The 19,385-nt window shown below is 45.2% G+C and carries 18 protein-coding genes, 1 tRNA gene and 2 pseudogenes; 12 read left to right on the top strand and 9 right to left on the bottom strand.

Features of this window, described 5'->3' with window-relative positions; genetic code table 11:
• The first annotated feature begins 79 nt into the window (after nt 1-79).
• Complete coding sequence (gluQRS, locus tag AAEY83_RS07750; protein WP_084212656.1) at nt 80-1,030, top strand: tRNA glutamyl-Q(34) synthetase GluQRS; 951 nt, start codon at nt 80-82, stop codon at nt 1,028-1,030.
• Nucleotides 1,031-1,040: 10 nt separating this feature from the next.
• Here gluQRS and ftsW read toward each other — a convergent pair whose 3' ends face one another.
• Nucleotides 1,041-2,237 carry a putative lipid II flippase FtsW gene (ftsW, locus tag AAEY83_RS07745; RefSeq protein WP_025646751.1) on the bottom strand — a complete coding sequence of 399 codons (1,197 nt, stop codon included), beginning with the start codon at nt 2,235-2,237 and terminating at the stop codon, nt 1,041-1,043.
• 145 nt (nt 2,238-2,382) lie between these two features.
• Entirely contained in the window at nt 2,383-3,810 is a 1,428-nt protein-coding gene (gene murD / locus AAEY83_RS07740; protein WP_025646752.1) for a UDP-N-acetylmuramoyl-L-alanine--D-glutamate ligase, read from the bottom strand.
• Nucleotides 3,811-4,340: 530 nt separating this feature from the next.
• On the opposite strand from murD, the gene AAEY83_RS07735 reads away from it, so the two are divergent.
• From AAEY83_RS07735 to AAEY83_RS07720, 4 genes are all read left to right on the top strand, one after another.
• Nucleotides 4,341-5,840: a SulP family inorganic anion transporter gene (locus tag AAEY83_RS07735; RefSeq protein WP_025646753.1), complete on the top strand. Its 1,500-nt coding sequence runs from the start codon at nt 4,341-4,343 to the stop codon at nt 5,838-5,840.
• A gap of 168 nt (nt 5,841-6,008) precedes the next feature.
• Nucleotides 6,009-6,863, top strand: a complete 855-nt coding sequence (locus AAEY83_RS07730; RefSeq protein WP_025646754.1) for a universal stress protein — start codon at nt 6,009-6,011, stop codon at nt 6,861-6,863.
• Nucleotides 6,864-7,322: 459 nt separating this feature from the next.
• Nucleotides 7,323-7,661: a P-II family nitrogen regulator gene (locus AAEY83_RS07725; RefSeq protein WP_025646755.1), complete on the top strand. Its 339-nt coding sequence runs from the start codon at nt 7,323-7,325 to the stop codon at nt 7,659-7,661.
• A 114-nt stretch (nt 7,662-7,775) separates the two neighbouring features.
• Entirely contained in the window at nt 7,776-9,038 is a 1,263-nt protein-coding gene (locus AAEY83_RS07720) for an ammonium transporter AmtB (protein ID WP_025646756.1), read from the top strand.
• A 194-nt stretch (nt 9,039-9,232) separates the two neighbouring features.
• Here the strand turns inward: AAEY83_RS07720 and AAEY83_RS07715 are convergent, their stop codons facing one another.
• The 3 genes from AAEY83_RS07715 to AAEY83_RS07705 all read right to left on the bottom strand — a co-directional run bounded on the left by AAEY83_RS07715 (nt 9,233) and on the right by AAEY83_RS07705 (nt 11,133).
• A complete protein-coding gene (locus tag AAEY83_RS07715; RefSeq protein ID WP_025646757.1) occupies nt 9,233-9,616 on the bottom strand; it encodes a DUF2147 domain-containing protein in 384 nt (127 codons plus the stop codon).
• Between the two features lie 291 nt (nt 9,617-9,907).
• Nucleotides 9,908-10,171, bottom strand: coding sequence for a hypothetical protein (locus AAEY83_RS07710; protein WP_025646758.1), 264 nt, complete (start codon nt 10,169-10,171; stop codon nt 9,908-9,910).
• Between the two features lie 101 nt (nt 10,172-10,272).
• On the bottom strand, nt 10,273-11,133 hold the full coding sequence (locus AAEY83_RS07705) for a DNA/RNA non-specific endonuclease (protein WP_025646759.1): 861 nt from the start codon (nt 11,131-11,133) through the stop codon (nt 10,273-10,275).
• Nucleotides 11,134-11,333: 200 nt separating this feature from the next.
• On the opposite strand from AAEY83_RS07705, the gene AAEY83_RS07700 reads away from it, so the two are divergent.
• Nucleotides 11,334-11,424 (top strand) — tRNA-Ser (locus tag AAEY83_RS07700).
• Between the two features lie 142 nt (nt 11,425-11,566).
• Here AAEY83_RS07700 and AAEY83_RS07695 read toward each other — a convergent pair.
• Nucleotides 11,567-11,980, bottom strand: a complete 414-nt coding sequence (locus AAEY83_RS07695; RefSeq protein WP_025646760.1) for a PaaI family thioesterase — start codon at nt 11,978-11,980, stop codon at nt 11,567-11,569.
• Between the two features lie 593 nt (nt 11,981-12,573).
• Here AAEY83_RS07695 and AAEY83_RS07690 point away from each other — a divergent pair.
• The gene (locus AAEY83_RS07690) at nt 12,574-13,167 is read left to right on the top strand and encodes a BLUF domain-containing protein (RefSeq protein ID WP_198013368.1); all 594 of its coding nucleotides are present in this window, start codon (nt 12,574-12,576) and stop codon (nt 13,165-13,167) included.
• A 258-nt stretch (nt 13,168-13,425) separates the two neighbouring features.
• Here the strand turns inward: AAEY83_RS07690 and AAEY83_RS07685 are convergent, their stop codons facing one another.
• Nucleotides 13,426-13,674: a hypothetical protein gene (locus AAEY83_RS07685; RefSeq protein WP_156923988.1), complete on the bottom strand. Its 249-nt coding sequence runs from the start codon at nt 13,672-13,674 to the stop codon at nt 13,426-13,428.
• A gap of 182 nt (nt 13,675-13,856) precedes the next feature.
• Between AAEY83_RS07685 and AAEY83_RS07680 the strand changes: the two genes are divergently transcribed.
• From AAEY83_RS07680 to AAEY83_RS07660, 5 genes and pseudogenes are all read left to right on the top strand, one after another.
• A complete protein-coding gene (locus tag AAEY83_RS07680; protein WP_025646762.1) occupies nt 13,857-14,564 on the top strand; it encodes a hypothetical protein in 708 nt (235 codons plus the stop codon).
• 87 nt (nt 14,565-14,651) lie between these two features.
• Nucleotides 14,652-15,446 carry a YdcF family protein gene (locus AAEY83_RS07675; RefSeq protein ID WP_025646763.1) on the top strand — a complete coding sequence of 265 codons (795 nt, stop codon included), beginning with the start codon at nt 14,652-14,654 and terminating at the stop codon, nt 15,444-15,446.
• A 10-nt stretch (nt 15,447-15,456) separates the two neighbouring features.
• A pseudogene (locus AAEY83_RS07670) lies at nt 15,457-15,792 on the top strand (cation:proton antiporter domain-containing protein); the annotation flags it as partial.
• Nucleotides 15,779-16,303 (top strand): annotated as a pseudogene (locus AAEY83_RS07665) (DUF421 domain-containing protein); the annotation flags it as partial. The pseudogenes AAEY83_RS07670 and AAEY83_RS07665, both read left to right, overlap by 14 nt.
• A gap of 155 nt (nt 16,304-16,458) precedes the next feature.
• On the top strand, nt 16,459-16,887 hold the full coding sequence (locus AAEY83_RS07660; protein WP_025646766.1) for a hypothetical protein: 429 nt from the start codon (nt 16,459-16,461) through the stop codon (nt 16,885-16,887).
• Nucleotides 16,888-17,183: 296 nt separating this feature from the next.
• Here AAEY83_RS07660 and AAEY83_RS07655 read toward each other — a convergent pair whose 3' ends face one another.
• Both AAEY83_RS07655 and mraY read right to left on the bottom strand, forming a co-directional pair.
• Nucleotides 17,184-18,110 carry a putative RNA methyltransferase gene (locus AAEY83_RS07655; protein ID WP_025646767.1) on the bottom strand — a complete coding sequence of 309 codons (927 nt, stop codon included), beginning with the start codon at nt 18,108-18,110 and terminating at the stop codon, nt 17,184-17,186.
• Nucleotides 18,111-18,265: 155 nt separating this feature from the next.
• Nucleotides 18,266-19,384 carry a phospho-N-acetylmuramoyl-pentapeptide-transferase gene (gene mraY / locus AAEY83_RS07650; RefSeq protein ID WP_025646768.1) on the bottom strand — a complete coding sequence of 373 codons (1,119 nt, stop codon included), beginning with the start codon at nt 19,382-19,384 and terminating at the stop codon, nt 18,266-18,268.
• Nucleotide 19,385: the final 1 nt, after the last annotated feature.

Here is a 19,385-nt window from a genome sequence, read left to right as displayed (position 1 = left end):
AGTACGCTACTGAAAATCAATATATTTTATCCGTCAGTTTAGTTATGCTATAGCCCTTCTCTCACTTTGGTAGTGCTTTATTTTGACAACGGTTACTCATCCTTCTTTATCATCAAGGCCTTATACAACAGATTTGCCCATAGGTCGTTTTGCCCCCTCTCCTACTGGTGAGTTACATTTAGGCTCTTTGACGACAGCGCTAGCCAGCTACTGTCATATCAAATCCTTGGGCGGAAAATGGCTACTGCGCATAGAAGATACGGATACTGAGCGCTGTGATCGGCAGTTCACCGAACAGATATTAATAGACCTAGAAACGCTTGGTCTATACTGGGATGGTGATATTATCCATCAATCTGAGCGCATCGACATCTATAACGACTACTTACAGACGGTGCTAGCCCCTTTAACTTATGGCTGCCAATGCTCACGTAAAAGCTTAGCCAGATATTGGGATAATAGAAAAAAGGTTAGTGGTTCATCCCCCAACCAGCAACGTTATCCGCGCTGCTGTATTAATGATGTCTTAGATAAAAAGGAGCATAAGCTACGCTTGCAGCTTCCAGATTATGCCATTGGTTTTATGGATGGTATTCAAGGGATGCAGTGGGATAATCCGCAACAGACTTTGGGCGATATGGTGGTCCGTCGGCAAGATGGCATGATTAATTATATTTTGGCCGCGAGTATCGATGATGGCTTACAAGGTATCACTCACATCATGCGCGGTCTAGATATTTTGCCAATGACTACCGCGCAAATCAGCTTATTACAAATGGCAGGCTTGCCGACTGTTAGCTACTGGTATCATTTGCCCCTGATCTGCCATACCAATGGACAAAAACTCTCTAAACAAAACCTAGCTCAGCCTATCGATACACGTGATCCAAGCGCACTTATCGCGCAAGCTCTCAAATTATTGCAACAACAGCCCGTTGATTTGGACACGCCAGAGCGTATGCTAAAACAAGCTATTGACCAATGGGACAATACCCCACTACAAAACAAACAGCAATTGGCTACTCTTTAAGCGCTAGCTGCTAATAATGACGACATTGGCTCTTCTCGATCTCAGGGCTCTCTTTATATATTTTAAGCAGCAGCGCGACCATCACTAAGCTAATCAGCATCGAGGAGCCGCCATAGCTAAAGAAAGGCATAGTTAGTCCTTTGGTCGGCATTGCCCCCATATTCATCGCGGCATTAATAATCGTCTGAGCAATAAAGATAATACCGATACCAAAAGCGGTATAACTCATGCGCATCTGCCGACGTTTGAGCGCGTTATAACTAATGCGCATAGCGCTACCGATGATCAAGGCTTCGAGCAGCAGTATCAACGTCACGCCGACAAACCCCAACTCCTCGCCAGTAATCGCCAATAAGAAGTCGGTATGCGCTTCTGGTAAGTGCGAAAGCTTCTGTACGCTCTCACCGTAACCGACTCCGGTAAACTGACCACGGCCAAAGGCGATCAAACTGCGCGCCAGCTGATAATCAGTATCTTGGATATCATCGAAAGGATCTAAGAACGACAAAGCTCGCGTCAATCGATATTGAACCAAAGTTACTGCCAATACCCCAAGTACACTCACCACCGCCCCTAACGCTATAAACTGCTTATAGGGCGCGCCGGCTATATAAAATATCGCAAATACCGTCCCGACGATGACTACTAGTGAGCCAAAGTCTGGCTGCAATAACAGTAAAAAAGTCAGCAGGCCAATCACTAGTGATATACGCAGAAAACCATCCCAACCATTACGCACCTCAAACGAGCGGCGCACCACAAAGTCAGCGACAAAGACAATAACAACTAGCTTGGCAAGCTCAGCAACCTGAAAATTAAAACCTCCTAAACTCAGCCAACGCTTGGAGCCATTAATTGGCGTACCAAATAACGTGATGACTAATAATAGCGCTGTCACCATCAATAAAAAGAACTGCGTACCCGTCTGGTACAACATCTTAAGTGGTACAAACTTATAAGGTAAAAACGCCAAAAATAAGCCAATGCACATATAGAGCAGTTGGTTGTTGAAAAAATAGAGCTCTGTCATCCCGCGACTGAGCGCAAAGGGTATAGAAGCAGAAGCAACCATCAGCAAACTTAGCACCATCATGCAGCCCACGCTAGCTATCAAAATAGCGCGAGCTGAAGGTAGGGACAACACGCCATCGCTACCGGTTTTGGCATAAGAGCTGGAGTTTGAGCGAGAAAAGAAGGAGAGCGCCATAATATTCAAATATACTAACAAACAAAAAGTACGGCGTTCAGCGAACACCACCATCAAAATCTAAAAAATAACTTATGCCAGTTTTATTATAAACTATAGAATAAATAACCAATAATATCCATCACTTATAAGAGTAAGAGACCATTTAGCTATCGGCAGTATCTGACGTCATGAGCTGCTGTACGAGCTGACTAAAACGCTCACCGCGCTCAGCATAACCACTGAACTGATCGAAGCTGGCACAAGCTGGCGATAACAGTACCGCTTGTACCTGCGATAAGCTACTATCCGTCACTTGCTGAACGCAAGTAAAAGCCTGATCTAACGTCTGGCATTGATGCAATCTGACATCATCGCTAAGCTCAGTATCGCGCAGGTGCTGCTCGATAAGTTTGGCATCTTCACCGATGATGAGGACTTGGCTGACATATTGATTGATAAGCGGCGTCAACTCACCAAACTGCTGGCCTTTTGCTTGACCGCCTAATATTAGTAGCAGCTTACCATCTTTTGGGGCATAAACGGCTCCTAGGCCTTCAACCGCTGCCATAGTCGAGCCAATATTAGTACCCTTTGAGTCATTGAAGTAGTCGATATCAGTCACTGAAGCTACAAACTGGCACCGATGATCAAGCCCCGTAAACTGCTGTAATGTGGCGAGCATACTCTCTAAAGGCAGTCCTGCCAGCTCCCCTAAAGCGAGCGCGGCTTGGGCATTGAGTAAGTTATGACGGCCCTTGACCGGTAGTTTATCAGCAGATAATAGACGCTCGGTACCGCGAGCCAAATAAATTTGCCCATCAGGATCAGTGATCAAACCATACTGGCCTTTATCAGGAGCATGAATGCCGACGCTAATACGAGGCAAGTTGTCTGCGACTAAAGGCCGAGTCAGCGCGTCTTCACGGTTGACGACTACTGACTTTGCGCCTTGAAAGATACGGTGCTTGGCCTGATGATAGCCGAGCATATCGCCATGACGGTCTAGATGATCCGGCGACATATTGAGTACAGTCGCTACTTGCGCGCCTAGGTTAGTAACGGTCTCTAACTGAAAGCTTGATAGCTCAAGAACCGCTAGCTCCATCTCTTTATTGGCTAATAGGTTTAACGCCGGCACGCCGATATTGCCGCCGACGCCTACTTGTACACCAGCATCACCTGCCATCTGTCCCACTAAGGTAGTAACGGTGCTTTTGGCATTGGAGCCGGTGATAGCGACTATCGGTGCACTACACGCTTCACAAAACAGCTGAATGTCACTGACGACAGGGATATTCGCTTGCCGTGCTTGCGCTACGGCCTCAGTTGCCAAAGAAATACCAGGACTGATGATAATACGCGCCGCCTGCAGCAATAACTCGCTATCAATCCCGCCAAATTGACGAATCTCAACCGCAGCTGGTAGCTGCTCAGCCAAGACTGGCGTAGAGTTATTATCAGTGACGGCAACTCGGTAGCCTTGCTCGGTAAGATAATGCGCTACTGATAATCCGGACTGCCCTAAGCCGACGACGACTTGTAGGCCACTGCCTTTATGAATCAATGTCGCTGGTGCCGCAGAGATCGACATATACTTTCCTTCTCTTAAACTATGGAGGCGCTCTGAAAACGTTGCTCAGTGATGAGAGCGGTCACGTCATTTTGAACGATAAGTATAAGCATGATAACGGTAACGTCGATATTTCGGTACTGCTTTTTTGCCACTTTGTGCTATTATGCCCATGTTTTTATCGCTACTGGCGAATGGCCATGTGCTATGTGTTAATAACTAAGGGCTAAATACTTAGCTTTTTATTAGTTTAGCATGTTGTCACTAGCGGCATACCTTTGCCTCTATTATCATTTTTGTCAAATGAGCGTTACCGTTTTGGTATCGTGCCAGTGAGCTGACAGTCTCATATATTAAGATTGAGCACCATCATTAAACCTTATTATACTTCTACTCGTTATTGGCTTTTGCTGCTGTGCAAGTGCCATACTGTTTGACAGACGCAGTCTGTTAAGCCACGCCTTAGCTCTCTTGTCAGTGACTATTATCAATAGATAATAGGCCCACGATCAGCGACTTCCTTTTTGTCTTTTATTGTATGCAGCTTACTTATGATATCTTTTGTTGATAACTTACGTGATGAGTGGTTTTCTAATGTTCGCGGCGATATCTTGTCAGGACTTGTCGTCGCCCTCGCTTTGATTCCAGAAGCCATCGCTTTCTCTATTATCGCCGGCGTGGATCCAAAAGTAGGTTTGTACGCCTCCTTTTGTATCGCTGTGGTCATAAGCTTCGTTGGCGGACGTCCAGGTATGATCTCAGCGGCCACCGGTGCGATGGCGTTAGTCATGGTCGATCTCGTCGCCGATCACGGGCTGCAATATCTGCTAGCAGCGACTTTGCTATGCGGCGGTATTCAGGTAGTGATGGGTATCTTAAAGCTTGGCAATCTCATGCGCTTTGTCTCGCGCTCAGTGGTGATAGGCTTTGTCAATGCGCTCGCGATTTTGATCTTCGCCGCCCAGCTCCCTGAGCTTAATCCGATGACGGAGCGGGTCGGTATGACCGTCTATATTATGACGGCGGTAGGCCTTGCGATCATTTATCTGTTTCCGCTCATTCCGAAGATTGGCCGCGTTATCCCTTCTCCGCTGATCTGTATCGTCGGTCTGACAGCGGTTGCGATGTATATGAACCTAGACATTCGTAATGTCGGTAGTATGGGTGATCTGCCTGACTCATTGCCGGTATTCTTATTGCCAGATATTCCGCTCAATCTTGAGACGCTACTTATCATCGCCCCCTACTCCATCGCTTTGGCTATCGTCGGTCTGCTTGAGTCGATGATGACCGCCACCATCGTTGATGAGCTTACCGATACGCCAAGTGATAAGAATAAAGAGTGCCGCGGTCAAGGTATCGCTAACGTCGTTTCTGGTTTTTTTGGTGGTATGGCGGGCTGTGCGATGATCGGTCAATCGATGATCAACGTAAAATCTGGTGGCCGTACTCGTTTATCGACTTTGATAGCGGGCGTGGTGCTACTGATTCTGGTGGTGTTCTTGAGCGAATGGGTCAGTCAAATCCCAATGGCAGCGCTCGTGGCAGTGATGATTATGGTCTCTATCGGTACCTTTAACTGGCAGTCTATTCGTGAGTTTAAAACGCACCCTATGTCATTTAACATTGTGATGCTAGCGACAGTATTGACGACCGTCATCACTCACAACCTTGCTTATGGCGTCGGGGTTGGCGTACTACTATCCGCCTTAGCCTTTGCCAATAAGATTGGCCAGTTCTTGACCATATATAGCGATTATGACGATAGTACCAATACGCGCTATTATTATGTGCAAGGGCAAGTGTTTTTTGCCTCGACCACGCAATTTCTGAACAGCTTCGATACCAAAGAGGCTTTAGATACCATTCATATCGATGTCAGCCAAGCGCACTTTTGGGATGTCAGCGCTGTCGATACGCTTGATAAGCTGGTCATGCGCTTGCAACGCGAGGGTATTGATGTCAAAGTAGTTGGACTAAACAATGCCAGTCGAACCCTGATTGACCGCTTCTCTATTCACGATCGCCGAGATATTGGCCTGTTAGATTAAGCAGCTTTATATACCTTGTAAGACTCACCTCTTATAAGGCTGATGCAACATAAGGTTTTGTGAGTCAATGAATGATTAGACAGCCGCAGCAGTTATTGAGCATGCAGGTGATGCCTTAATCCTAAACTGGGTGGCTGATTTTTATTATGAGAACGATGTGGCCATTTTATGAGTAATTTAAAACCAGATAGTGTCATTGCTTGTCTAGATTGTCCCGATCACGTGCAATCAGTATTGGACGCGAGTATGTGGGCCGCCAATCGCTTGCAAGCACCGATTGGCTTGCTCCACTCTGTGCCAAGCATGCAGCAAAAAACGGCGGTGAACTATTCTGGCTGCCTAAATATCAATGACGAGAGTCACCTGCTAGACCAATTCACTAGCCATGAGCATTTAAGCAACTTTGAGCTCAAGGCGCAAGGCAGACTGCTGCTACATCAAGCTAAGGCGTACTGCGATGAGCATCAATATAAGCGCCCTGTCTACACCTTACATCGCCACGAAAACCTCAGCGACAGTATCGACTACGTGGATGAAAAGTCGCAACTGATTGTCATCGGTCATAACGTGACTTGTAAAACTACCCTAAGTCAGCTCGTGCGACTGAGTCATTGCCCCATTTTGGTGACTCATGCACCATTTTTGACCCCTACTACCGCCCTCTTTGCTTTTGATAATTGCGTTACTACTCACCGGATGCTCGATTGGCTGTGCAAAACGCCTTTAGTGCGCGCTTTAACCATTCATATCGTCATGGTCGGTAAAAACAACAATGACAACTGTGATGCCCTGCGAGAAGCTTATGCGCGTCTCAAGCAAGCGGGAATTAATACCAAAAAAGCTCTGCTAGATTGCCGTGATGTCAGCGCTGCCCTTACTTATTATCAAAACGAGCATGATATTGGCATGCTAATGAGCGGCGCTTTCGGACAATCGCGTCTGCGCGAGATATTACAAGGCAGTGATACCAAAAAACTGCTCGTCAGTACCAAAACACCGTATCTGCTCTTTCCTAAGCTATAATCTGTTATAGCTGACTCTCCTATCTAGCTCGTCTGCTTATTCACATCCTATTATTTATACTCTGGGCACAATCTTCTGTTATACAGCGCTTACTGATTTTATGGGGTAAGCGCTATTTTATCTTCCGAAGACTTAGCTACAGCCCTCTGATACTCGCTATTGCCTGCTCTATATGATGTTTTGGTAACTCAGCTGGGTATCGTCTCCCCGAAGGCTTATAAGTTAGTTATAATAAAGCTCTTTTTAAGCCAGTGCTACATTGATAAATCGCCTGGTCGTATTGTGTAACCCTTTGTTTATAATGCGCTACAGCCGTTTAAGACCCCAAACCTACCTCCCCCTTGAGTGGGTTTGGCACAGTTCTTGAATGACTACTAGTAAGCGCAAAAGAGGAGTAATACAGCGAATACGTCCAGATAGCGTCCTCTTTGTAGCCTCACTCATGTAAGGATAACACTTATGAAGTTAATCACTGCGGTTCTAAAACCATTCAAGCTTGACGATGTACGTGAAGCGCTCTCTGACATCGGTGTCAAAGGTGTGACTGTCACTGAGGTCAAAGGTTTTGGACGTCAAAAAGGACACACTGAGCTGTATCGTGGTGCAGAATATGTGGTGGATTTTTTGCCAAAAGTAAAAGTAGAAGTCGCCGTCATCGATGAGATGGTCGAGCCAGCTATCGAAGCCATCACTCGTATCGCAAGCACTGGCAAGATTGGCGACGGCAAAATATTTGTCACCAGCTTAGAGCAAGTTATTCGTATTCGTACTGGCGAGACCGGTCCTAATGCGATCTAAAGTATAAAGCGGTAGTAGTAAAACCGTACTTGCCCACTACTGGTGCAAGCAACAGTAAAAGCCTTAATTATCGGCACGCCCGATAGCTGCATTGTCAATTCAAGGGGAATTTAAATGGAAAGTCAAATCTTTGAGCTCCAGTATGCGCTCGATACGTTTTATTTTTTGATCTGTGGGGCGCTGGTCATGTGGATGGCCGCCGGCTTCACTATGCTAGAGGCCGGATTGGTCAGATCAAAAAACACGGTCGAAATCTTAACTAAGAATGTCGCGCTATTTGCAACGGCGAGCATCATGTACATGGTATGCGGCTACGCTATTATGTATGGTGGCGATCTGTTCTTGAGCGGAATTGCAGGCGGCGATACCTTAGTAGAAGACGCACTAGCAGCCTCTGCCGAAAATGGCTTTGGTGGCGACTCTGTCTACTCTGCAGCCTCGGACTTTTTCTTTCAAGTTGTCTTTGTAGCAACCTGTATGTCCATCGTTTCAGGTGCCGTTGCTGAACGTATGAAGTTATGGGCTTTCCTATTATTTGCTGTTGTCATGACGGGCTTTATCTATCCATTAGAAGGCAGTTGGACTTGGGGCGGTAACGATGTCTTTGGACTGTTCAATCTAGGCGATATGGGTTTCTCTGATTTTGCAGGCTCTGGTATCGTACACATGGCGGGCGCTGCTGCTGCTCTAGCAGGTGTATTACTACTAGGACCCCGTAAAGGTAAATACGGTCCTAAAGGTGAGATACGTGCGATTCCTGGCGCCAATCTTCCACTAGCGGCACTTGGTACATTCATCCTATGGATGGGCTGGTTTGGCTTTAACGGTGGCTCAGTACTCAAACTTGGTGACATCGCTAGTGCCAACTCTGTTGCCATGGTCTTTTTGAATACCAATGCTGCTGCTGCTGGCGGTGCTGTGGGCGCTTTAATCATCGCACGTATTATCTTTGGCAAAGCCGATCTTACAATGCTACTCAATGGTGCCCTAGCCGGTCTGGTCGCTATTACTGCAGAGCCATCAACACCCTCTGCCCTACAAGCGACACTCTTTGGCGTTGTGGCTGGTGTCATCGTGGTGCTATCTATTTTGGCATTAGACAAAATCAAAATTGACGATCCTGTTGGTGCTATCTCGGTTCATGGTGTGGTCGGTCTATTTGGCTTACTCATTGTGCCAATTACGAACCCAGCATCTACCTTTATCGGTCAGATTGCAGGCGCTGCGACCATCTTTGCTTGGGTATTTGTTGCAAGCTTCATCGTTTGGGTCATCATCAAAGCTGTCATCGGTATCCGTATCTCTGAAGAGGAGGAATATGAAGGGGCAGATATTGCAGAATGTGGTATGGAAGCTTATCCTGAATTTGTCAGATAAGATCTAGCAGACAGGTTTAATCCTACTCGATGCGCTGATACTACTTTATGTAGTGTCAGCGTTTATTATTTTATTGGGTAACCTCCCCTTACTGACACAATAAAATGTAAAACATAAAAAATCCCGCAGTACCTTTCGGTAGTGCGGGATTTTATCTATTAAGTACAGATCTGATAAAAAACTACTTGATCGACTTATTTCTTTTTCCATGTTTGACTGCGTGAGAATGGCCCGATGTAACCTTTTAGTTTCAAAGAATTACCATTCAAGCTTGCTGTCATACGATAATCTTTACCTTTTTCTGGATCAGTAATCGTACCACCGCTATATTTACCACCGCCATCAGCTTTTAGACCAGAAATAATAGTCATACCGACGTGCTTTTTGCCTTTAGCTGAGTTGGTATCGATAAGCTTACCAGTCAATACGCCATTTGACTCAGTGATTTTGACTGTGCCTTTAGGCTTGCCGTCATCGTAAGTCTGCCAAGTGGTATTATGCAATGGGTCAGCGGCAAACGCCATAGTCGCCATACTAATACCAGCAGCTGCTAAAGCGGTTTTTGTAAATAATTTCATAGATCGACTCCCTTCAATGATTGTGCAATAAACTGCGTATATTGCGCTTGTCCTTAAAAAACCTCTACGACTAGAACTGTCTATATCCAAAGCTGCATATATCTATAGTAAGTAAAAAAGAAGTTCATTCTGTGAGCTATCTTTTCTATCTACCTAGATCGATAATGACGAAGAATCATCTTTATCGAAACAGTACAAGCGCTGTCTGATTACATTATAAGCAAAAAAAACGTTTTGCCTAGTAATTTTTCATAAAGATTTCTTTCTGTAATTCGTAACTATATCAAATAGTTACAAAAACGGATTATCAATATTATCATCTGACCAGTCATCATTTGATTTTGACACTTCATCCATTTTTGTGTATTGATCAGTTTTCTCAAACTGCGCCAATATCTTAGTAGTAAGCTCGTGTAGCTGCTTTGCTTGTGCAAATCCAGCTTTCGTTAAATACAAATCCAAATCACCGTAGATAATAATCTTATCTTGTTGGTTTTCGATAACCAATTCACCAATCTGCATACTTTGATGATTATTTGCAAAAGGTTCAATCATAAGCTACTCCAAGTATTAGTAATAATTCGCAATAAAAACCGTTGATAGACTTGTTTATTCAGCGATATCTTAGATTGTTATTTTTAGACTCTATAGCGTCTTTATGCTTGTAGCTGCGTCAATAGCCATTCCACTAAAGCTAAGACGAATATCAGCCATAGTGGCTCCTCGCTAGGCGCAGTAGGCGCGTCTATCTTCTCCCCCGCTTTTAGGGGTAAAGCCAAAGCTTGCCGCTTGACCGCGCTATCTAACACCGGTAGCACCTCGACTCCTATCTGCTCGCTAAGCTCATCAAGGCTAATCACCTCAATGCGTTCGGACTCATCGTTAGGCGCGTAGTAGACACCGGCTTGGTCGATAGCGGGTATATAAACCGCCTTAAAAAAATGACTCGGTACGAGCACTTGCCTATTTAGACGCTTGGTCTTTTTATTCGTAAAAGCGACCCCGGTTACGATATAAACTTCGCCGTATTGCTGCGTCAGATAGCGCGTCGCCGACTCGATGCTGCGCCAAATGTAGCGATTATTGCGCGGCGATTGCGGCGCGATATTAGCCAGACTGAAGCTGTCGTATTGCTGCGAGCGCGTGGCCATATCGGCATTGGGCGCTAGATGCCCTCTATCATAGCCTGAGCCTGAATAATCCTCCAATGACGCTCGAGCAGATTCTGGCAAACGGCTCTCTTCATGAAAGCTGTCTTCACGATCTATCGTTTTGGCTTGATTGAGACGCGCGCGAGTCAGATGTTCTGCAGACCATAACGGCGTACGCGTCACCCCTGAGTACATGACTGCAAAGCCATCCATACATAATGCTTGGGTGTTGGCGCTAAGCTTATCATTGATAAACTCCGGATAAACCCCGCCATAAAACGACTCATTACACTGGCTTAAGTCATCAGCATAGGCTGGCGCTATTGCGAGTAGCCCTACCGTTATCATCGCTGCTGCGCGAGCCATTATGCTATGTCTAACACGGCTTAACGCCCTACTATCTACTACTGCAAAACTCATCACGTTATTTTGTACCTTTCGCCGGTGTAATTACTGCTGCTGTCATCACAGATGCGCTATCCTAGCAGGCACTAATTAATAAAGAAAGATAAAGCGCAAACCGTGACAATAGCAATCGTATCCGTTATACTTAGCCGTCTAAAATTGGTGACGTGGGTGAGTGGCTGAAACCGCACGCCTGGAAAGTGTGTATACGTTCATAGCGTATCGAGGGTTCGAATCCCTCCGTCACCGCCATTTATTCCTATCAAGCACATCTCTTCTGTTTTCTATTCTACCCTTTAGAACCCTTCTAAAAATTTTCGGCCATAAAGCCGGTTATAAGGGCGCTTTGTCACGCTTATTTACGTACGCTTAGTCACGTTTAGACGGGATAGAGTTAGTTACGCTTAGGCGGTATAGAGTAAGTCCCTACCACGTGAGCGACCATATCCTCAGAGCCTTTGGAATAGAGCGACACTTCGCCTACGACTAGTGCGCGTCCGACTTTTATCAAGCTACACTCGGCGACGATACTCCTATCTGCTGAGGGTCGACGCAAGAAGTTAATCGTCAAGCTAGTGGTCACTGCCAAGGGTACGATACCGATTTTACCCAATATTGCAATATAAATCGCGATATCCGCGATACTCATTAGTACAGGACCAGAGACGGTGCCGCCAGGTCGTAGTTCGTCCGTGCCGACATCGAGTGACAAAGTGGCTTTGCTATCCCCTACGGACTCAATCTTATATCTAGAGTTTGGAGACTCTGATTGTATAAAAGCGATGATCTCTTCTTTGGTTGCTGACATCTCTCTTCCTTGAGATTAACTATTGTGGTGAAGGGTCTTAAGCCATCCTACTGTGCTTAACACTATCCGCTGTTCGAATATTGATTTATAAAATTCTTTATAGGCCTCTTTTAGATAGACAAGCCAATAAACCTAAGTGCGAAGCCTCACTCTCAGAACGATCTGCCGCTCAGCTTTGATATCTTGATGCAGGTATCAATCGGTATACGGATTTATCATCTACTAGCTGTTTAACGGCGTAAGGCGTGTCTTTTGCCTTTCATATCAGATATAGCGTGTGTTGGGTTAAGTTTATTGTAGCCATGATGTCATGAAAAACGTAGTGCTTTATGCTGAACCTATTGCATACCAGTCGTCAGCTAATGCACAAGACTATCTCTTTTATCTCTTTGTTGCTAACAAACTAGTTGATTTTGATAGTAAAATGACTAAAATATGGACGATTTACTTTATTTTATATACGCTAGAACGGAATAAGTATTCAGTAACAATGTACAATAAAAAACATTGTGTTTAATGAAAGTAAGATTATAAACTAAGGAGCAAGGCGTATCGCTATAACTATAACAACTCACGATATGCTAGAAGAGTCAATGAAGAAGACGCCTGCAGATACCCTTATCAGATTGGTATACGTGAGCACGATAAATACCAATGAGAGTTCTGTCTTTGAGCATATTCAAAAGCACTCAGAGAATTTTAATAAAAATAACCGTATTATGGGGTTTTTATGCAATGACGATGAGAGCTTTTTGCAATTTTTGGAAGGTAGTAAAAAAAGCATCTTCTCCCTTATGCAGCGGATTTTCCAAGACCCCAATCACAAGGACGTCGATGTGGTCCTCACCGAGAAGATAAGCGGTTATAGCTTCACTGACTGGCGTATGCACAGCCTTAATTTAGGCGATAGTAACTGGGCGAGATTTTCGAATCAAACTCGTATGAATGGCATTTCCCCCTTTAAGCCAAAGCACTGGCCGCACTGGTTTGTTGAGAGTTTTGTCGACTCTATGAAAAACTTGGACTACTCTGCCCTCGATAAGGAAGTTATTACTTTTGATAGTCTAGGCTATTCTGACGTCGAAAAGAAATTAGTCAGTAATAATGTTTTATTCTATATCTTTCTCAGCGTGTTGATCAGTGCTGCTACGATCGTTGTCTTGTTGCGATATAACGTAATCTCTTAAGCGCTCTTACTTTTATATTAGCTTCTGCTTTTTTGTTACTGCTGACCCTGCCTGACATATTTACAATCTTGTACTTATGCCACTTGCGCTTATACCAGACGGGGTGTTAATTTTTTAAACATTAACCACTCCGCGCCTGCCGTTTAAGCAGTTTTGCCTGCCGCTTTGCTTCCTTCGCACTTCCCTCAATCTCAACGGGCTTCAGGCCCTTTTTCTTTTGTTTGAGATAATTCAGATAATCTGGAATATGAGTTCTACCTAGATACTTATCCAAATACGGTAAAAACCCCGCGTAGTTGCCTTTGAATTTGGCATGATGAAAGTCGTGATAGACTGGCCCTTCATAGATGGGAAATAAATGCGCCGGATGCCATGGAATATCATATCATAGCCGATATGTCCGTCTGCGCCTTCAATTTGCCGTAGTATCACCCATAAATAGACCACGTAAATGTACGCGCCAAGCAAAATAGGCCCGACCAGAGTGAGCGTCGCGGTGAGTGCCAAGGTCGAATGTTCAACACGCCCTAACTATTTAGTCATCACTATAACGCTAGTAATGATAATCTTATAGCTATAGCGCGGCGAATAACGAATGTCAGACGCAGCTGCTATAAAACTCGTTTATAGTAGCTATTGGCGGTCGATATCGACTGCACATTAACGCAAAACAATAGCAAGGATGAATCATGAAAAATTTAGTAGTAGCAGGACTAGCAGGACTGAGTTTAAGCGCTTGTGTGACCATCAACGCGCCGATGCATGGCATGGGTGACGATAATGATAACGTCGTCACTCAGTACCCTATCGAGACCGCTTTTCTTAACATCTACACCCAGCCGCGTAGCGAAAGACTATACGCCAAAGTCGATGAGCAAACGATCGTCGCTGACATCAACGTCACTCCCAAAGGCGCTACGGTTTTTAATAATAAAAGCGTACAAGCGGCTGATATTGGCACGATTACTAAGCGCTTCGATCAAATCACTAATCAATCGGTCGCTACCAACTACTTCACGACAAATCCACTAGAGTTTCACGGTTTTACAGACACTAGTGGTAGATACTCGCTATCTAAGCAGACTGCACCCATTCCCAAGCTGGCAAGCATTGGCGACAGCAGTCAGCTGATCACTGAAAACGTCTATAGTGATAGCAGTATGCGCAAAAAAGTCGGCAGCTATAAACAAAGCTGGTCACTGACGCGCGAGAGTAAAACCCAAGCTTGGCTGTGTATAGAGACCTCAGAGAACCTACTGCTCAATAATGATGCTAATGGCAGCTCTACAGAGTGCTACAAAATCAACGCACAAGGCGATATCCTAGCGAGTAAAGTCGCGATTAGCCAACCTGTCGATATCGGTAGTCATAAAACCATCACCTTTACTAGTCGCTAGCCTATAGCCTATTATAAAATCAGAGCCCACTTAACCGGTGGGTTTTGTTTGCCAGTTTTACCCTACTATCACGAGTCAATACTTACTATGCGAAAGCCTTTATTAACGCTAACTCGTATTATTTTAACCGTGGCAGGCGCGGTGATTATTGTTGACTGCGCCGCGCTAATAGCGGTAGGCAAGATCAACTTCGGCACTACTGTCCCCTTGATGATTGGGCTGATATTTGTCGCGCATGGACTGTCGTGGCCACGCATACAAAGATTCATTAAGCGCAGGCCTTTACTTAAGCGTGGTTGGTACGCGCTATGGGGGTTATTCAGCGTTTGGTTAGTCAGCTTCGCGGTGTTTATCATCTCGCTACAGCAGCAAATTGAGCTCAGCCGTCAGCCGCTACCAGATCTCGCAGCGATTATCGTTTTGGGCTCAGGTACGGTCGATGGCAAACCTACCCCGACACTGGCGAGTCGTTTAGATAGCGCCGCGCCGATTATTATTGCTCAGCCAGCAGCCATCGCTATCACTAGTGGCGGCGTTGGCTTCGGGCGCGATCGTAGCGAGGCTGATATTATGGCCAGCTACTTAAATGAGGCGCACCAGATTGCACTAGATAGTGTATGGCAAGAAGACAAAAGCACCAGCACTGAGGAGAACTTGGCGAACTCAAAAGCACTCCTTGCCGCACAAGGAATCAGTATCAAAGCACCTATTGCTATCGTTACTAGCGATTTTCATACTATACGCTCAGCCGCTATTGCGCGCCATCAAGGCTATACCCAGCCCATTACCGTCGCCAGCCCCACACCTCTATCTATCCGCTATAACGCTTGGTTTCGCGAGTATTTTGCTTTTGTGAGCGGTTGGCTATTGGGCGAGTATTAGGATATAAAAAGTGGATACTTTAAACGTCCTATATTTAGTAGGGGCATTACTGATTTTCGCTAGCATTATGGCGAGCACCTTATCAGCGCGTTTAGGCGTACCTTTGTTGCTGCTATTCTTAATAGTGGGCATGCTCGCAGGTGAAGAAGGTCTGCTGGGTATTGAGTTCTCACAATACAATATTGCCAACTTTATCGGTCAAGCTGCCTTAGCCTGTATCTTGCTTGATGGCGGCCTGCGCACTTCCTTTCAGTCGTTTCGAGTCGGACTTAAACCGGCTGTCACTCTCGCTACTTGGGGCGTTTTTGCGACCGTTATGGTTTTGGGCTTATTTGTCACTTGGCTCGATCGCAGGCGATCCGATGTTCACTGAGGATCTGCCCATTATTCAAGCGGTGATCATCATGAGCGTAGTCATCGGCCTGTATCGGTTATGCACTTGGTTTATGATGAAGTATCAGCCTTTTGAATATCTATTAGAAGGAAAACCCGTTTATATCGTCGAAAATGGCCGCTTGGTACTAGAAAAAATAAAAGAAGGTAAAATGTCGCACGATGAGTTTTTCTCTGAGATGCGCCGACAAGGCGTTGAGCACTTACGGCAAGTGCGTATCGGTCTGTTAGAGGTCAATGGCAATTTCAGTCTCGTGCTCTATCCGCTCGATGATATCCGTTATGGTCTGCCGCTATTTCCTAAACCCTATCAAGCCGTGCAGCAAGTTCAGCCTGACTATCACTACGCTTGTATGTACTGCGGCAATGTCGCTTATTTGACGCAGGCGCATGAGCTTTGTAATCGCTATCATAACAAGAGTCGGCGCTGGGCGAAAGCCATTAATAATGAGATCGTCACTTAATCTATCAATAAAATATAACTCTAAAATGCTGACTCCCTTTAATAAAGTCTTATACATAGTAGCGTCGGCAGTATACTTTACACTATAGATACTTTCATTATAAATAAATTATGTTAACATATAATATAAATTTCCTTATAAAATAAGGAGCTTTTATGAAAAAGTTATTACTAAATGCCACTCTTGCACTCTCAAGCCTTACAGCGATTAGCGCTTGTGCCAATACGAATGCTAATAACACTATGCCTCATAACAATATGCAGCAAATGCAGCATAATAATGGTGGTCAGCATATGCACAGCGGCATGAACACTATGATGAGTAATATGATGGCTGAGCTAAATTTAAGCACCAATCAAAAAGCGCAAATTCAAGCGCTTAGACAGAATAATCGTGGTAATCATATGCAAAACCGTGAAGCCATGATGAATATATTAACCCCAGAACAACGCCAGAAACTTGCGACAATGCGCGCGCAGCATATGAAACAAGGCGGTCATATGATGAAACGAGGTCATATGAATCAAGATGGCCATATGATAAACAAAGGCCACATGAATCAAGAGGGTCATATGAACCAATGAGGCAAACGCTAGGCTTAATTAAAAAAGTCTAACTCTCAAAATCTAATCGAAGAAATCGCAGTCGCTCAAAAGCTGGCTGCGTTTTTTAATGCCTGTCTCAAATGTAGTATTGATAATGTTAAACACAAGTTAAACACAGTCTTTAGCTTACGTTTTGATATATTGAGCGGCATAAAATACGGTATAGTCGACTCTAAAGAGCTAAACAGACCTTAGCTTGATCAGACATATTCTCAAAACAGTGTCAAAACACCCGCTTATATGTCTCTATTTTATTTAGAATCGACTATAATAGGCTATAACGGCCGTTTTTTTAGAATATAAACCACAAATCTGGCTTCCGTGTTAAAGTTCGCCGCTGCCGCTTTTGCCATGAGCGCTCGCCGTTTATCTGGCTGGGCACGATAAGCATAAGGGGTCATGGTTAATAAATCCGCTAATGCTTGCTCAGACAAGCTCAGCTCAGTGCTGACTTTATGGGTCTCTAATAAATCAAAAAAAGGCGCAAGCTCAGTCAAAAACTTATCTGAGTTATGCTCACGTACTTCATCAAATAGCGCCTCGCGCACGCTAGCTAAATGGCTGATATCGGGCTTAGCTATCACTACATAGCCGCCCTGCTGCAAGACATCATTAAAAGCTGTAGGCAATATCGGGCTAAAAATACTACTGATACCCATCAAGCTATTATTACTTAGCGGAAGATGGGCGGCGCTTGTGACGATAGGATAAATAGTCGCTTTGCTGTCATCCAGCTTATCAGCCTCTAGCCATAAGCGCTTAGCCGCTTTGCTCGCTTTGGCCACTTCTAACACGGCAGGCTTGCTAATATCGGCGGCGATCAAGCGATCAATGCCCTTGGTTTGCGCAATGGCTTCAGTGTAATACCCCTCGCCGCAGCCAATATCTAACCACGTCACAGACTCTTTATTTTTTCTTGCGCCGTCTTGCGGCAAGATGCTTTGTATCTGCTCACAGAGCAGATCTTGTAACGGCTGATAATAATCGGCAGCCAAAAACCGCTTCCGAGCAAGGATAGAGTCGCTACTGTCGCCAGGCGCTTTGGACTTTTTTTGCTGTACAGGCAGTAAGTTGACATAGCCTTGCCGTGCTACATCAAAAGGATGGCAAGTGTTTTTAGCGTTTAAGCTGCCATCACAGCGCCAAGTATCAGCTGCTGGTACTAGCGGTGATTGGCAAATAGGACATATAAATAGCGACACCAGTCTCTTAACCTCTTCTAAATTTACTCAATAGTTTAACATCAGCATCTTAGCAAAAATCACTGCCGATAAGCGATAAAAAAGCCACTCTAAAATGATCTAGAGTGGCTTTTTGGCTGAGTAATCAGAAGTATTGAACCTAATCAAGCAAGCATTTAACGCAGTTTTAACGTCATCAACCCTAGCACCACGAGCACAATAGCAATAATCCAAAATCTGGCTACTACCTGTGTCTCTTTCCAGCCGATCTCTTCGAAATGATGATGCAGCGGCGCCATACGAAAGATGCGTTTTTTGCGTAGCTTATAAGAGCCAACTTGCAATATCACCGATATCGCTTCGGCGACAAATAAGCCGCCCATAATGGCAAAGGCAATCTCTTGGCGGGTCATCACCGCGATCGTACCGAGCATCGCGCCCAGTGCTAACGCGCCAACATCACCCATAAACACTTGCGCGGGATGAGCGTTGAACCACAAAAACCCGAGTCCTGCGCCGACCATCGCCCCGCAGACGATAATGACCTCTGAATTATAAGGTATATAAGGCACGTGTAAGTACTCTGAGAAGCGCACATCACCTGAGACATAAGCCATCGCGCCAAGGCCTGCAGCGACCAACACTACTGGCAGTATCGCCAGACCATCTAAACCGTCGGTTAAGTTAACCGCGTTAGAAGCACCGTTAATCACAAAGTAAGTAAAGATAATAAAGGCAATGCCAAACGGCACTGCAGAAAACGGAATGTACCAGTCCTTAAATACTGGCAGCAGCAGATCCTGCATCATTCGCGTCGTAGCAGTATCAGGTTGCAGGGTCGCAATATAGTATAAAGAGACCCCGACAAAGATAGCACCGACTGATAGCCAAAAGTACTTCTTACGCGCAATCAGCCCTTTAGGATCTTTGTATTTAATCTTCAACCAGTCGTCAGCCCAACCGACCGCGCCAAAGATAACCATCACCACGAGCAAAATCCAAACGTAAGGGTTATCTAAGCGCGCCCACAACAGACTCGCCACGCCAATAGAGGTGAGGATAAGCACCCCGCCCATCGTTGGCGTACCTGTCTTGGCCAAATGCGACTGCGGACCATCATCACGAATGGCCTGTCCATAGCGAAGAGTACGCAGATGACGAATCACCCGCCGGCCTAGGAGCAGACTAAACCCTAAAGCGGTAATGACCGCTAATAGTGCGCGCAGCGTCAAAGAGGATACCGCAGAAAACGGCGAATAATACTGGCTGAGCCATTCAAAAAACCAAACTAACACC

It is taken from the genome of Psychrobacter sp. TB20-MNA-CIBAN-0197, from assembly GCF_040309765.1.
GTDB lineage: Bacteria > Pseudomonadota > Gammaproteobacteria > Pseudomonadales > Moraxellaceae > Psychrobacter > Psychrobacter submarinus.
This window is presented reverse-complemented; position numbering and strand designations above follow the sequence as displayed.

Bases quoted from the DNA above. Each gene is read 5' to 3' on its own strand.
- AAEY83_RS07690 (WP_198013368.1), top strand. From the start codon at position 12,574: ATGAAGAAGACGCCTGCAGATACCCTTATCAGATTGGTATACGTGAGC.
- ftsW (WP_025646751.1), bottom strand. From the start codon at position 2,237: ATGGCGCTCTCCTTCTTTTCTCGCTCAAACTCCAGCTCTTATGCCAAA.
- AAEY83_RS07720 (WP_025646756.1), top strand. From the start codon at position 7,776: ATGGAAAGTCAAATCTTTGAGCTCCAGTATGCGCTCGATACGTTTTAT.
- AAEY83_RS07660 (WP_025646766.1), top strand. From the start codon at position 16,459: ATGAAAAAGTTATTACTAAATGCCACTCTTGCACTCTCAAGCCTTACA.
- AAEY83_RS07735 (WP_025646753.1), top strand. From the start codon at position 4,341: ATGATATCTTTTGTTGATAACTTACGTGATGAGTGGTTTTCTAATGTT.
- AAEY83_RS07705 (WP_025646759.1), bottom strand. From the start codon at position 11,133: ATGGCTCGCGCAGCAGCGATGATAACGGTAGGGCTACTCGCAATAGCG.
- AAEY83_RS07715 (WP_025646757.1), bottom strand. From the start codon at position 9,616: ATGAAATTATTTACAAAAACCGCTTTAGCAGCTGCTGGTATTAGTATG.
- AAEY83_RS07680 (WP_025646762.1), top strand. From the start codon at position 13,857: ATGAAAAATTTAGTAGTAGCAGGACTAGCAGGACTGAGTTTAAGCGCT.
- AAEY83_RS07730 (WP_025646754.1), top strand. From the start codon at position 6,009: ATGAGTAATTTAAAACCAGATAGTGTCATTGCTTGTCTAGATTGTCCC.
- AAEY83_RS07695 (WP_025646760.1), bottom strand. From the start codon at position 11,980: ATGTCAGCAACCAAAGAAGAGATCATCGCTTTTATACAATCAGAGTCT.
- AAEY83_RS07710 (WP_025646758.1), bottom strand. From the start codon at position 10,171: ATGATTGAACCTTTTGCAAATAATCATCAAAGTATGCAGATTGGTGAA.
- murD (WP_025646752.1), bottom strand. From the start codon at position 3,810: ATGTCGATCTCTGCGGCACCAGCGACATTGATTCATAAAGGCAGTGGC.
- AAEY83_RS07725 (WP_025646755.1), top strand. From the start codon at position 7,323: ATGAAGTTAATCACTGCGGTTCTAAAACCATTCAAGCTTGACGATGTA.
- AAEY83_RS07675 (WP_025646763.1), top strand. From the start codon at position 14,652: ATGCGAAAGCCTTTATTAACGCTAACTCGTATTATTTTAACCGTGGCA.